Source organism: Aquipseudomonas ullengensis (genome assembly GCF_014174475.1).
Taxonomy (GTDB): Bacteria; Pseudomonadota; Gammaproteobacteria; order Pseudomonadales; family Pseudomonadaceae; genus Aquipseudomonas; species Aquipseudomonas ullengensis.
In genome coordinates, this window is record NZ_JACJUD010000006.1 from 75,893 (window position 1) to 89,821 (window position 13,929).

The 13,929-nt window shown below is 65.6% G+C and carries 13 protein-coding genes; all 13 read right to left on the bottom strand.

Annotated elements, in window-relative coordinates; all coding sequences use genetic code 11:
* Positions 1–114: 114 nt before the first annotated feature.
* On the bottom strand, positions 115–546 hold the full coding sequence (locus H3H51_RS17200; protein WP_183090303.1) for a type IV pilin protein: 432 nt from the start codon (positions 544–546) through the stop codon (positions 115–117).
* Positions 546–4,475 (bottom strand): pilus assembly protein, encoded by a 3,930-nt coding sequence (locus H3H51_RS17205; RefSeq protein ID WP_183090304.1) that lies wholly within the window; start codon positions 4,473–4,475, stop codon positions 546–548. Before H3H51_RS17205 ends, H3H51_RS17200 begins: the two co-directional genes overlap by 1 nt.
* 12 nt (positions 4,476–4,487) lie before the next feature.
* Complete coding sequence (locus H3H51_RS17210) at positions 4,488–5,054, bottom strand: pilus assembly PilX family protein (protein WP_183090305.1); 567 nt, start codon at positions 5,052–5,054, stop codon at positions 4,488–4,490.
* An 8-nt stretch (positions 5,055–5,062) separates the two neighbouring features.
* Positions 5,063–5,776, bottom strand: coding sequence for a PilW family protein (locus H3H51_RS17215; protein ID WP_183090306.1), 714 nt, complete (start codon positions 5,774–5,776; stop codon positions 5,063–5,065).
* 8 nt (positions 5,777–5,784) lie between these two features.
* Positions 5,785–6,342, bottom strand: a complete 558-nt coding sequence (gene pilV, locus H3H51_RS17220) for a type IV pilus modification protein PilV (protein WP_235981408.1) — start codon at positions 6,340–6,342, stop codon at positions 5,785–5,787.
* Positions 6,333–6,824, bottom strand: coding sequence for a GspH/FimT family pseudopilin (locus tag H3H51_RS17225; RefSeq protein WP_183090307.1), 492 nt, complete (start codon positions 6,822–6,824; stop codon positions 6,333–6,335). Before H3H51_RS17225 ends, pilV begins: the two co-directional genes overlap by 10 nt.
* A 239-nt stretch (positions 6,825–7,063) precedes the next feature.
* A complete protein-coding gene (locus H3H51_RS17230; protein WP_183090308.1) occupies positions 7,064–8,971 on the bottom strand; it encodes a M48 family metallopeptidase in 1,908 nt (635 codons plus the stop codon).
* Positions 8,972–8,995: 24 nt separating this feature from the next.
* Positions 8,996–9,592 (bottom strand): LemA family protein, encoded by a 597-nt coding sequence (locus H3H51_RS17235; RefSeq protein WP_183090309.1) that lies wholly within the window; start codon positions 9,590–9,592, stop codon positions 8,996–8,998.
* Between the two features lie 182 nt (positions 9,593–9,774).
* Positions 9,775–9,957, bottom strand: coding sequence for a hypothetical protein (locus H3H51_RS17240; RefSeq protein ID WP_183090310.1), 183 nt, complete (start codon positions 9,955–9,957; stop codon positions 9,775–9,777).
* Positions 9,958–10,101: 144 nt separating this feature from the next.
* Positions 10,102–10,515 (bottom strand): group II truncated hemoglobin, encoded by a 414-nt coding sequence (locus H3H51_RS17245; RefSeq protein WP_183090311.1) that lies wholly within the window; start codon positions 10,513–10,515, stop codon positions 10,102–10,104.
* A gap of 103 nt (positions 10,516–10,618) precedes the next feature.
* Complete coding sequence (locus H3H51_RS17250; RefSeq protein WP_183090312.1) at positions 10,619–12,574, bottom strand: PhoX family protein; 1,956 nt, start codon at positions 12,572–12,574, stop codon at positions 10,619–10,621.
* A 120-nt stretch (positions 12,575–12,694) separates the two neighbouring features.
* Positions 12,695–13,486, bottom strand: coding sequence for an energy transducer TonB (locus H3H51_RS17255; protein ID WP_407926515.1), 792 nt, complete (start codon positions 13,484–13,486; stop codon positions 12,695–12,697).
* Positions 13,483–13,926 (bottom strand): protein TolR, encoded by a 444-nt coding sequence (gene tolR, locus H3H51_RS17260; RefSeq protein ID WP_183090314.1) that lies wholly within the window; start codon positions 13,924–13,926, stop codon positions 13,483–13,485. Before tolR ends, H3H51_RS17255 begins: the two co-directional genes overlap by 4 nt.
* Between the last annotated feature and the right edge of the window lie 3 nt (positions 13,927–13,929).

Here is a 13,929-nt window from a genome sequence, read left to right on the forward strand (position 1 = left end):
CCCCGGCTACCTTGCTGGAGTCGGACAGACGAGTTTTCGGCTGTCAGCAGGTCATCGGCAGCGACTGGCACTCCTTTAACAACACAGTATCGAGCCTGACCGGCGGCGCACGCTTTACCAGCAGGTGTTCGCCGACTCGCTGCCCGTCACGCCGCGCTCACCGGCGCCGTTGAGGGTGAAGTCGAGGCATTCGCTGTCGGCGGCCTGCGTGCCCTGAACGGTTGCCGTCAGCACATAGCCGGCATCCTCGTCACCACCTTCAGCCAGGGACAGCTGGTAGTAGGCGTTATCACTGGCGCCATTGTTGCGCAGGCCGAGATTGCTCATCTCGCCATCCGACGTCACATAGCTGTTGTTCTGCGCGTAGTAGCGCTCTTCACGCGCCGCCGTTTCGTTCAGCAGGGCAATGGCATCGGCGCGGTGGGCCTTGAGCACGTACTTCTGGTAGCTGGGCAGCGCAATCGACACGAGGATGCCAAGGATGATCACGGTGACCATCATCTCGATCAGGGTAAACGCTGCCTGTTGTCTGTTACGCACCGCCATCACTCCTTGGTCTGAATCGCGCGCCAGCTCTGCCGGCCTGATGAGCTGGCACTGCCGGAAAGGGTTTCGCAGGTGTCCGAACCGCACACCACGATGTTGCCGTCGGCGTCGCGGGTCACCGTGAAGCCGCCGGTCAGGCCGTCCATCTCGGTGCCGGATACCGTGGCATCGCTGTAGCTGTCTTCTTCGTCGATGACGCCGTCGTTGTTCAGGTCCAGCGTCTCGAAACTGGTGCCACCGCCGGTATAGGGGTCGAGAGTCAGCAGCCAGGTGGTAACACCGTCGGCGCAAGGGTCTTCGTTGGGCGTCAGGGTGCTGACGATCAGCAGGTCGTCGGACACATAGGGGTTGTTGACCACCATCTCGCCGGCCAGGGTGCTGCCGACCTTGAGGTCGAGGTACCAGCCGTATGTGTTGATGCTGCCGTCGTCGTTCAGCCAGTCGACTTCGTTGTCCGTCATGGTGCGGATGTTGGCGGTGACCGCGGTGCCACTGTTGTCGAAGGTGGCGGCGGTTTCCTCGGCCACGCTCTGCCCCACCAGCTTGCTACGGCTCAGTGTCGGCGTGCTGCTGGCGGTGCTGGCGGCCGTCGCGGCGCTGTCCCAGATGCCGTAGACACTCATGGCCACGGCGGTATTGGGGTCGGCGTCGGCGCTTTCCAGGTATTTACCGGTACCGAAGATGACGATGTAGCCGCTGCCGGTCGGGTGCTTGGCCAGGTAGGGGCGCGAGGTGATCGGCTGCGTCGTGCCGCTGGAACTGACCGCCGAGTACAGCGGCTTGCCGCCGAAGGAAACCGCATAGGCCGACGAACTCGCACCGAGCAGGTCGAAGCGCCAGAGGTTGCCGTGCAGGTCGCCGGCGTACACGTAGTCACCGATCTGGTCACTGTCCACATCTGCGACATAGGGGCTGGCCAGGCCGTTGACCGCGACCGAGCTGTCGCTGGTAGTGAAGGCCTTGATCAGGCTGCCATCGGCCACGTCGATCAGGTACAGCACCGCCTTGTCGTTGTCGCTGTTGTAGCCGTTGCCGGCCACCACCGCCCAGTCACCATTGCTCAGGCGGGTTACCGCCGGCTTGGCGTAGGTGTAACCCAGCTCGCTATAGGCCGAGTCGTCGGAGCTGATTTCCCAGAGCAGGGAAATATTGTCCGGGTCGGTGACGTCCAGGGCGAACAGACTGCGGCCGCCGCCACGCAGGCTGCCGATCAGCACGCTGTGCCAGGCGCCGCCGAAGTACACATCGGCCTCGGTCGGTGAGCCATCGACGTAGTACTGGTGCGCGCTGCCGGTGTAATCCTCGTCGCTGAGCTTGTACAGGTTGCCGATCACTTCGCTGGGGATGAAGGCGAACTGCTCTGTGCCGTCTTCATCGAAGGCATGCAGCATGCCGTCGTTGGCGCCGACATAGATGCGCGTATCACGGCCGGCATGGGCGCTCTTGAAGTGGGTGTAGGAGTTGGAGTCACTGGCGCTCTGCCCTTCCGCGGCGTTCATCCGCGAGGCAAGGCGGCTGGGTTTGCGCACGATGGCCGGGGTCGAGTCGATGATGTCGCCGAGCACATGGGCGCGGCTGCGCAGCAGCGTGCCTTCGTTGCTGCGATCGCCCCGGATGAAGTCCACCCGCTGGCTGCCCAGGCTGTCGGTGACGGCCGCCAGGGTCTTGTTCAGCGTGGCCTTCTGCGCGGTACTGAGGTTGCTCCAGGTGAAATCTTGCAGCGTGCCGGTGCTGCTGGCCATCTTCACCACCCGCGAGCTGTAGGCGCTGTTGCCGCTGGCGTAGAGCGTGTCGAGGATGTCCTGGGCGCTCCAGACTTCCGCCTTGGTGCCGGCCACGGTGTTCTGCTGGTACTTCAGCAGGTCGCCGCTCCAGTCCTCGCTGGAGAACTTCGGGGTGTAGGTGTAGGTGTTGTAGGTGTTGCTGCCATCGCTATCGAGCAGCGGCGAGGTCACCGCCGGGCTGGCGGCGGCGCTGGTCTGCTCGGAGATGCGGCTGACGATCTGCTTCAACGCCTCCACCAGGTCACCCGGCGAATCCACGCTGAAGAACTCGCCACGTGCGTTGATCGCCGCGTGCCACATGTCATAGACGTTGTTGTCGCTGTTCGCCGCCGCGGCCGGCCAGCTCTTGGTGCCGGCCGCCAGGGCGGCATAATCACCGGAATAGGTGTCGCCGCCCCAGGCTGGATCGGTCAGCGCCGTACTCAGGCCCAGGCCGACCAGGTAGCTGACCATGTGCTGCCAGGTGGCCGGGTCGTTCTTCGGGTTCCAGTACTGGGTGGTGGCGTTGGTGCTGGTCTCTTCGGTGTAGGTCGGCACCTCGTCGTCCACGCTCTTCTGCGCATCGGTTGCCCAGTATTTGAACGTCAGGTCAGCCAGGGTATTGCCGGTGCTGTCCTTGTAGGGCGCAAGCGGGCTGTAGCCCTGCCCATCGGGCAGGGTCTGGATGGCATTGTCGTATTCACCGTGGGTGCCGGCGGTAGTCCAGATACCGTCGGTGAGGGTGATGCTGTAGCTGGCGCGGCAGGAATAGATCGGTTTCTCGGTGCTGCCTGGCGAGTAGGCATACGGGCCGTTCGCGCCCGTCAGGCTGAGCGTGGCGCCAACCCGGTCGACGGCCTCGATCAGTGGCGTGCCCTGGTTGAAGTAGATATCCCCCAGCCACTGGAAGAACGAGGCGCGGTGGGCACCGGAGAAGTTGCGCAGGCGGTTGTCGTAGTAGCCGCTGCTGCTGTTGACCAGGCCGCGGCAGTAGAAGCTGGTGAGGTAGGAGCCGCTGCTGATGCAGGTATCGCTGGTACCCAGGGCCTGCCAGCTGAGGCGGGTACTGTCCGACAGCGTCGAGAAGGCCAGGTTGGCCGCCGACTGGGTGGCCAGCTGGCGGTTGCGGTAGAAGCTGTACCAGTTGGCGAAGTTCTGCCGCTCGTCCGCGCCATTGGTGCCCGAGCTGGCGGACACGGTGACCAGCTTGTAGCAGTCATCATCGTCGACCGTGCCATCGCAGCCCGTGAGCTTGCTGTTATAGACGTAGTAGTAGGCCGGCACCGCACTGGTGGTCTTGTCGGTGGTGGTGACGGTCGTGGTGGTGGTCGGCGTGACGGTGGTGGTGACCTTGACGGTGTATTTGTTGCCGCTCTTGGTGCAGGCGATGCTCGAGTAGCTCGTCACCGTGGTGACATAGCTGCTGGTGGTGATGGTCGAGCCAGTGCTGGCGCTGGTGCTGGTCGTGGTGGTGGTCGAACCTTTCGAGCTGGTGCTGCTGATCGACGACGGGCAACTGCTGGCGCTGGAGCTATAGGTCACGCCCGTGGTGCTGGTACTCGACCCGGTACTGCTGGTGGTACTGGAAGTCGCTGCAAAATCCGCCGTGGGGTTGGCCGCCAGGTAGTAGACCTTGCCGGTGGTGCCGTAGGTGGTCGAGGTGGTGTAGCTGGTCATCGCCGTTGAGGCGTAGCTGGTGTCGTAGTTCCAGCTCACGCGGTAGGCCGAGCTGAGGTCGAAGCTGCCCTTGCTGGTGATGAAGCCGTTGACATAGGCCGAGGTAAAACTGGTGGTCAGCGGCGTGTAGCTGGTCTTGCCGCTGCTGTAGGTGACGTTGTACGGCGCCTCGTAGGTGACCGCCGGGTTGTAGTACAGCGGGTTGAACGCCGAGGACTTGACGCGGCGGCTGATACGCACCTGATCGGCCGTATAGCCGTGGTAGGTGGCCGGCGACAGCGGGCTCATCGAGTCGGGGGCGAAGGCCCAGCGCATGCTCTGCGAGTTGTCTATGGTCACCAGGATGTTTGGCGCCACGCCTTCGGTGAGGAACAGCGGCAGCTGGCTCAACGACAGGCTCGCCCCCTCCGCCTGCCCGGCCGCCGCGAACAGGCAGCAGCCGGCCAACACGCCCGCCAGGCTCTTGCTGAAGAATTCAGTACTGCTCATCTCACCTGCTCCTCAGAAGCGCCGAATGGTCACGCTTTGCAACACCGGGGTCATGCGCTCGCCGCCGGCCTTTCCGGCACTGGTCGCCACGTAATAGTGCGGGCCCACGCCGTAGGCCGACTCCTCGACATTGGTCACCTCGTTGCCCGGGTCGAAGCCGTAGTACGCCAGGTTCCAGCGCGGCGCCGCCGCAAAGCTGGAGCTCTCGTCGGTACCGCTGTAGTCGATGGCGTAGCTGGCGCTGTCCCACCACTGGCCGAGGGCGCCGCTGGCATAGGCGAAGAAGCTGGCGCCCAGTTCCTGATTGAGGATGCACAGGCTGCCGTGCACGGCGACGCTGGCGCTGCAGGTGGCGGCGCCTTCGTCCAGTTCGCTGTAGGCGGCCAGGCGCCGCTCGGCTTCGCGCAAGCCGGACTCGGCCGCATTGCTGGCCAGTTTCTGTTCCGCCACGCTGCCGCTGATGCGCGCCTGCAGGGTGGCACCGCGCATGCTGGTGGTGGCCAGGAGCGTCAGCACCAGCAGCATGACCAGAGCGATGATCAGGACGACGCCACGTTGGCGATGGGCAGGAGCAGGCATGGGCGTTCTCATTGCATCAGGTTGCGCAGCGTCACGCTGCCTTGGGAGATCTGGAAGGTCTGGGTGCTATCGGTCGCCAGGTCCTGCCCGCTGAGGCTGTTCCAGCGCTCCAGCACGTCGCTGGCCACCCCGCCGCGCGGGCTTTTGCCATTGCTCAGCAGCAGGGCGAAGCGCACCGACTGGCTCTCGTCTGCACTACCGGGAATAGCGCTGATGGCAAAGCCGGCAACATCGTCGACCAGCACCGCCGAGGTGCTGCCAATCGCGCAACTCAGTTGCTCGCTGTCGCTGTCGTAACCCAAGTTCAACAGCACATCGGCGCTGCTACTCACTTCACCGCCCTGGCAGTCCAGTTCGTTGCCCGCGGCGTCTGCCCCGGTCTGGTAGCGGATGCACACACCGCTGCCCGCCGAGTTGGCCTTGATCGTCTCGCCCGCGGCAAAGGCCGGGCAACCGTCGCTCCCGCCGATAGCGGGAAAACTGTTGGCCAGGCTGACCCAGGGTTCGGCGCGATAGCCGGTACGGGCCAGCAACTGCTCGAGGATCAGCGAAGCGAAGCGGCTCTTGTCCAGGTTGCTGGCCTGCCCCTGCTGGAACAGGTAAACGCCCGAGTTATCCAGGTAGCACTGGGTAATCCCGATGATGAGGAAACAGCTGATGGTCAGCGCCACCATCATCTCGATCAACGACAAACCGGCCTGGGCCACGGCGGATCTGAACATGGCAGGCCTCACAGTTCGCTACGCAGGCGGTAGATGCAGACATTGTCAGGGCACTCGCCGGCCTTGTCGGACCAGGCAATCTGGATCATCACCACCGAGCTGCTGGCGGTGGTGCAGTGTTCCGGCAGGCTGCTGGGGCAGACGGTGAAGCTGGCCTTGAGCAGGGTGTCGCTGACCGGCAACAGGTTGCGCACATCCTGCTGCCAGCAATCCATGTCGGCGCTGGCCACCGCACTGCCACCGGTACTGCGGCTGCGCGACAGGCACGCAGAGAGCGTGCTGGAACCAGTCGCGAAGGAGGCTCCCGGGGCCTTGTAGTACGTGGACGCGACGCTGAACAGATTGTCGGTCAGCGCCCCCTCCGGGTTGCTGCGCATCAGCTCAAGCAGGTTGTCGGCCAGCAGGATGGCCTGGTTGTGGTTCACCGCACTCTGCGTGTACTGGATGCTGCGCCCCTGCAGGGCGAACATGCCCAGCACCCCGACACAGGTCACCAGCAGACTGACCATCACCTCGACCAGGCTGAAACCCAAAGCGCCACGCGGCATGGCTGCGTTCATTCGCATGAGACACGCTCCGGCGCAGAAATCTGCCCGCTGCGGGCAACGCTGATGACCTTGCCCGATACCGTCGTATCGCCGTCGTAGCACAGGGTGATGGTGGTGGCGCTGCTGCTGGAGCCGTTGGCGTAGAAATCCAGCGCACTGATGGCGGCACCGACGGCGCTGGCCGTGATCTCGGGCTTATCGAGGCTCTCGTAATGGCGCAGGGTGGTTGCGCTGCCGTCACGGTTCGCCTGTACATCCAGAGTCCCGGTCCAGGCCGTGCTGCCGGTCGCGGTGATGGATACGCGCTGACCACGCGTGACTGCTTCGCCACGGGCGTACTGCAGCAGGCCGTAGAGCTCATCGCTGGCAGTGGTGACGCTCTGGTTGCGGATCATGCTGGTAACGCTTGGAATGGCGATGCTGATGGCGATCACCAACAGGACCAGCACGACCATCATCTCGATCAGGGTAAAACCGCGAACGCCTCTGTATCCCGTCACACCGCACCTTCAACCGCCACCGCAAAAGTTGGCGATTTATATACGCAGCTATACGGGGCTCTCCAGCACTATCGGGTAAGCGCCCGGACACAGCTCTCGGGGCTATTTTTCACAATCAATACAAAGCTCAGGTATTGATTCGAGGCGCATACAAAAGCCCTGGAATATGTCCGCAAGCCGCACACGCGGGCCTCTCTCGTCGGGTTTATCGCCGCTGGTCGCCGACCAGTGGCCGCCATTCAATCCGGCGAATTTGCCAACAGCGGCGGCATCGGGCAGTCCAGGGTCTCGGCAACGGCGCGCAGCAGTTCGGCTTCGGCCGGGTGGATGCTCCCGTCGTGGGTGATGCAGCGGGCCATGGCCTTGAGCAGGCGGGGTTTCTGCAGCGGCTGTAGCTGGTTGAGGCGATCCAGCGCGGCGCTCAGGGTCTTGAGATCGGCCTGCGCGGGACTGCGCAGAGTCAGTTGATCGAACGGCAGCTCGGCGGTGGCGGCAGCAAAGGCCTCGGCGGCCTGCTGGGACTCCACATGGCCGGCATGGGCCAGGGCGGAGAGCAGCACGGCCGCCTCGTCAGCGAGTTCCAGCAGGTGCTGTTTGCCACCTGGCAGACGCGGCCCTTCGACGTGCCGTTCGACGATGCGCAGCAGGGTCCACTCCAGCAACTCGACGCGGTTGTCGGCCTTGATCAGGCGGATCAGCAGGCCCTTCATGCTGGCGAACTCGGCCTTGCCCAGTTGCTTGAGCGCCGGCAGCGCCAGCTCCAGCAGCGGCAGGCGCTGGCCGGGATCGAGGCTGAGCAGCTCAGCGCGCAACCCAGTGATCACGCCCAGCAGTGCCGGGTCCAGCTCCGGGCGCAACAGGCCGAGCTGGCGCGCCTGTAGCTCGGCGTCGTGGCCCAGCAGCAGGCCATAAACCAGCGCCTGGGCACCGATACTGGTGTGCGCGGCGCTCTTCAGCGCTGCTGGCAGGCTGCGCAAGGTGTCACGCGCCTGGCGCAGGTGCGCCATTTGCGGATCGCCGACGGCAGCAATCGCCTGCTCGGCGTCGCCCAGAGCGAAGTGTGCGGCAGCGCCTGCCTCCGGTGTACTGCGGCCACTCGGCTCCTGGCTGTCGAACAGTGCGGCGACGCTGACCTGCGGATAAAGCCCGTCCCAACCGGGCTCGATACGGCGAATGCGTTCTTCCAGCGGCGGGTGCGTGGCCATCATCCCGGCCACGGCGCGGCTGACTCCGGGGCCAAAGTACAGATGGCTGAATTCGGCCGCGTGGCTGGCCTGCAATTGCGAGCCCAGGCTGTGCCCGCCGATCTTCTTCAACGCACCGGCGATGCTGTCCGGGTTGCGGGTGAACTGCACCGCAGAGGCATCGGCGAGAAACTCTCGCTGGCGGCTCACCGCCGCCTTGATCAGCCCACCGAAGAAGGTGCCGGCATAGCCCACCACCAGCAACACCAGGCCGATCAGGATGGTCACGCTGACGCTGCCACCATCGCGGCTCGAGCGCGAACTGCTGCGCCCGCTGCCGCTATTGCGCAGTAGCACTTCGCCGATCAGGCCAAGCAGCAAAATGCCGTGGAGCACCGAAACCAGGCGAATGTTGAGGCGCATGTCGCCGTTGAAGATGTGGCTGAACTCGTGGGCGATCACGCCCTGCAACTCGTCGCGCGACAGGGTGGCGATGGCCCCGCGGGCGATACCGATCACCGCGTCCTGCGGCGTCAGCCCGGCGGCGAAAGCGTTAATCGACAGGTCGTCGAGCAGATACACCGGCGGCACGGGCGTACCCGAGGCGATGGCCATTTCCTCGACCACGTTGAGCAGGCGCCGCTCCTCCAGGCCCTGTGCATCGAGGTTGATCAGCCGCCCGCCAAGGCGCTCGGCCACTACCTTGCCGCCCCGGCTGAGCTGCGCACTCTTGAACAGACCGCCCAGGATCACCACGCCCACCACCGCCAGCGCCACATAGAGCACCAGTCGTCCCTGCGTGTAGCGGGGGTCGACAAGGGTGTGCACCACGCCGGAGTAGTTGAGCACCACAATCAGCGCCACACAGGTGATGGTGATCAGGCTGGCCACGGCCAGCGCCAGGAGCAGCACCAGGCGCCCGGTGTTGCGCTGGGCGCGGTCCTGTTGTTCGAAGAAATTCATCGCGCGATCCGTGCGTGCCGGCGGTTAGAACGAAACCTTGGGCGCGGCCTGTATCTGCGCACTGTCCTCGAACTCCAGCAGGCTGGCGTCCTGGGCATGGCCGAAGGTGTTGGCCAGCACCACCGGCGGGAAGCTCTGCTTGTAGGTGTTGTAGGCCATCGCCGCGTCGTTGAAGGCCTGACGGGCAAAGGCCACCTTGTTCTCGGTGCTGGAAAGCTCCTCGCTGAGCTGTTGCATGTTCTGCGAGGCCTTGAGGTCCGGGTAGGCTTCCATGGTCACGTTGAGGCGCCCCATGGCCGAGGCCAGCACGCCTTCGGCACCGGCCAGCTGGGCCATGCTCTGCGCATCGCCCGGCTGCGCGGCGGCGGCCTTGAGGCCGGCAGCGGCACCATTGCGCGCGGCAATTACCGCTTCCAGGGTGTCACGCTCGTGGGCCATGTAGGCCTTGGCGGTTTCCACCAGGTTGGGGATCAGGTCATAGCGGCGCTTGAGCTGCACTTCGATCTGCGCGAAGGCGTTCTGGAAGCGATTACGCAGCGCCACCAGCTTGTTGTAGATGCCGATGACGTAGAAAACCGCGAGCGCCAGGACGGCGAGAATGACCAGGGTGGAAATTGCCATGACGATGTCCTTGTCCATGTGGTGTGGGAGCTCGATGGTAGCGGAAATTCCGCCCGCCGGCGCCGCTCCGCAGGCAAAGAAAAGCCCGCCAAAGGGCGGGCAAAAGGAGCAACACACACTGGGAATAAACGGGCAGCCTGGGCTGCCAAATGCGCCCATGGGGGCGCGGAGCATAGGGTGAGTCAGCGTCTGCCGAACTGCCGTTGCCGCACGGTCTTGTGGGCGACGGCGCTGGCGCGCGAGGTGAACGGACCGGCACAGGGCTCGCCGTCTGCCAGCACATACCAGCAGGCCAGATGACCACTGGCGCGCAACGGCGCGGGAACTGCACTTCCAACCAGGGACATGATGTCGATCTGCGGCATACGGCACCTCCTGAACTCGTGTGACCACTCTATGCCCGCGCGTGTTCCAGCAAAAATCAGTCGGCTCGATAGTGCCTATGCCGCGAGGCGATAGCGCGCAGCACGGGTCACCCTGGGCCGGCGACCGCAGAGACAGGGCGCGACTCAGCCGTGCCGCGCGGCGCTGGCCTGGACGATGCGCAGGGCCGGCACGCGCAGCTGGGCCAACAGGTAGTCGGCAAATGCGGGCGGGTAATCCTGCCGGGCGATGGCCTGGGCCATGCAGGCCAGCCAGGCTTCGGCCTGGGCCTCGCCGATCGGCCACTGGGCATGGAAGCTGGGAATAGCGATGGAGCCGTATTTCTCGCTGAACAGCCGGGGCCCGCCAAGCCAACCGCTGAGGAAGCAGGCCAGCTTGTCGCGGGCGGCGTCCAGGCTTTGCGGGTGCATGGCGCGCACATCGCTGGCCTGGGGCAGCTCGTCCATCAAGCGATAGAAGTCGTCGACCAGACGGCGCAGGCCGTCGATGCCGCCGGCCGCCTGGTACGAGGCATCACCGACGCCGTACTGCTCGTTCATGCTCAGCCCCTCGTGGAAAGACCGGCATTCTAACGCCGCGCGCAGGGCTAGGCGCAGCCCGTAGGCCGGTGTAACCCGCGCGACCGACCTACTCAGTACCCTCTTAGCTGCCGATCACCCCGCCATCCAACTTGGTGATCAGCACCGTGGTCGAGCGCGGGCGACTCTTGCCGTCGCTGCCCGGGAAGCTGATGCCGGGGTGCTGGATATTCGCCCACATCGCCTTGCCGTCCGGGCTCCAGGCCAGGCCGGTGATCTCGCAGCCACGCGGGCCGACCATGAAGCGGCGTACCTCACGCGTACGCGGGTCGGCGCAGAGCAGCTGGTTGCAGCCCATGCTCTGCATCGCCGGCTCTATGTCGTCGTAGTCGGTCTGGATCCACAGGCGGCCGTGGGCGTCGAAGGCCAAGCCGTCCGGCGAGGAGAACAGGTCGCCGTTGATGGTGCCGGTGAGGTTGACCGCTACCGCCTTGCCGTCCTGGCCCTTGGCGCCCTGCGGCTCACCGGCGAGGAGGAACAACTCCCAGGTGAAGGTGGTGGCGGTCGGGTCGGCATTCTTCTCGTTAAAGCGCAGGATCTGCCCATGCAGGTTCTGCGGGCGCGGGTTGGCCTTGTCCAGCGGCTGCTTGGCGCCGCGCCCGTCGTTGTTGGTCAGGGTCACGTAGACCTCGCGGGTGCTCGGGTGCACGGCGGCCCACTCGGGACGGTCCATCGGCGTGGCACCGACGCGGTCGGCAGCGGCGCGGGCATTGAGCAGCACCTCTTCCTGGCTGGCGAAACCGCTGGCCACATCCAGGCCGTTTTGCCCGTGCACCAGGGCCAGCCACTGGCCGGAACCGTCGGCGTCGAAGCGCGCCACGTACAGCGTGCCGCTGTCGAGCAGGTCGCGGCTGGCCTTGGGGTTGCCGGCGTCGAAGCGCCCTGCCGGGACGAACTTGTAAACGTACTCGCCCTTGGCATCGTCGCCGGAGTAGAAGGCCATGCGCCCGTCCGTGCCCAGGCTGAGCGCTGCGCACTCGCGGCTGAAGCGACCGAAGGCGGTGCGCTTGATCGGCTGCGCCTGTGGGTCGAACGGGTCGATCTCGACTACCCAGCCGAAACGATGTGGCTCCTGCACATGGCCGCCGTGGAGCTGGTCGGCATAGGGCGTGGCGTCGAAGCGCGGGTCGGCGGTTTCCCACGCGTAGTTCTTGCTGGTGCCTTCCTGCGCCAGGCCGTAGCGCTTGTGCGAGATCCGCGCCGCGAAGTCGGCCTTGTCGCGGTTGATGAAATAGTTGGGCCAGTTCTCCTCACAGGTGAGGAAGGTGCCCCAGGGCGTAACGCCGGTGGCGCAGTTATTGAGGGTGCCGAACACCTCCAGGCCCGAGGGGTCGCTGGCGGTCTTCATCAGCTCGTGGCCGGCCAAGGGCCCGGCGATGCGCATGCCGGTGAGCATGCTGATGCGGCGGTTGTAGGGCGAATCCATCACGCGCTGCCACTGGCCATCGGCGCCCTGTTTCACCTCGATCACCGATACGCCGTGGGCGGCCTGCTCCTTGCGCACCTCGGCCAGCGGGCGCGGCTTGGTCTGGTCGATCTTGCCGGACGGGTGCAGCGGCGGGTTGATGTACTCGTGGTTCATCACCAGCAGGCCGCGGTCGCTCTCGCCGGGGAAGGCGAAGAAATCCATGCCGTCATGGTTGTCGCCGGCCTGCTTGAGCTGCGCCTGCCAATCGTCGCTGGCGTCCGGGTTCCAGGCCGGCGCACCGGCTTCCACCGGGTCGCCCCAGGAGAAGAACGGCACGGCGCGGTAGCCCTCGGCGACCAGCACGCGGTCGAATTGCGGGTCGATCTGCACCGGCACGCCCTTGAAGTTAAGCAAGGGGCTGGCGCTGGCCTTGCTGCAAGCGCTGACGCCGCCGGCGAAGAAGCCGAGCGCGGCGAGGGTCAGGCCGCCCTTGAGCACGTTGCGCCGGGCCGGGTTGACCAGGGTGTCCAGGGCCGGGTTGGCGCTAGGGTTGATGGCGATGTCGTCGTGGGCTTCCAGGCTGTCGTGGAAGCGGCTGTGGTCGTGGCTCATCACGGGGTCTCGCTAAGTGTTTAAGTCTGCGCTGCTCTTGTAGGAGCCAGCTTGCTGGCGATCACGGGCCTAGTGACGCGGATCGCCAGCAAGCTGGCTCCTACAGGGAACGGGGCGGGGTTATTCGATGCGGTAGTGGAAGGTGTTCTTCACCCCGTCCACGGCCACGGCCTGGCCATCGACCACTCGCGGCTGGTAGCGGAAGGTCTTGGCGGCGGCCAGCGACGGACGGACGAACAGCGGGTGGCAGTCGCCGACCACCTGCGGGCTCTCCACCCGGCCTTGCGGGTTGACCCGATAGCTCACCGTGCAGTCGCCTTCGATGCCCTTGTCGAGGGCGCGCTCGGGGTAGTCCGGTGCGTCCTTGGCGATAGGCAGGTACTGGCGGCTGGCGGCGGCTGCAGCCTCGGCCTGGCGTGCGCGCTCGGCGGCCTGGGCTTGCGCCTGCTGTTCGGCCAGGCGTTGTTGCTGGACGGCCTCGGCCTCGCGGCGTTGCTGATCCAGGCGCTGTTGTTCGAGGCGTTGCTGCTCCTGGCGCTGCTGCTCGCGCTGGTCTTCCTCGACGCGTTTGCGCGCCAGCGCCGCCTGTTCCAGCTTCTGCTGCTGAATACGCGGATCGGGCTTGGGCGCTTCCTGCTGCTTCACTGTCTCGACTGGCGGCGCCGGCGGCACGATCACCTCGGGCTGCGGCGGCGCAGGCGGGGCCGGTGGCGCCAGGGTGATCAGCCGTGTGGTCAGGGTCAGCACCTGCGGCGCTGGCGGCTCGCGGGTTTGCCAGTGGGTCAGCAGCAGCGCCAGCACCAGGGCGTGCAGGCCCACCGCCAGGCCGGCGGCAGCGAAGTTGCGCAGGCGCTCGGCAGAGGGCAGTGACAGGGCGAATGGAACAGGACTGTGCATCAGCGCGCTGCTCACTGCGGCGCCTCGGTGATCAACCCGAGGTTGCTCACCCCGCCCTGCTGCAGCGCGGCCATGCCGGCGACCACGGTGGCGTAGTCGGCGTCACGGTCGGCACGGATATACACCTGGGTGTCGCCACGGGCGGCGATCACCGCGCCGACCTTGGCGCTCATCTCGTCCAGGTTCAGCGCGCTGTCGGTCTGCTGCTCGGTGTTCAGCTCGCCACCGAGGTTCCAGTAGTAGCTGCCATCGGCCTTCACCGAGAGGGTGAGAATCTGCTGCTGGGTATCAGTGGGCAGCGCCTCGGCGGCGACCTTGGGCAGTTCGATCTTCACCCCCTGGGTGAGCATCGGCGCGGTGACCATGAAGATCACCAGCAGCACCAGCATCACGTCGATATAGGGCACCACGTTCATCTCGGCCTTGGGGCCGTGCTTGCATTGCGGCTTGCGCATGGG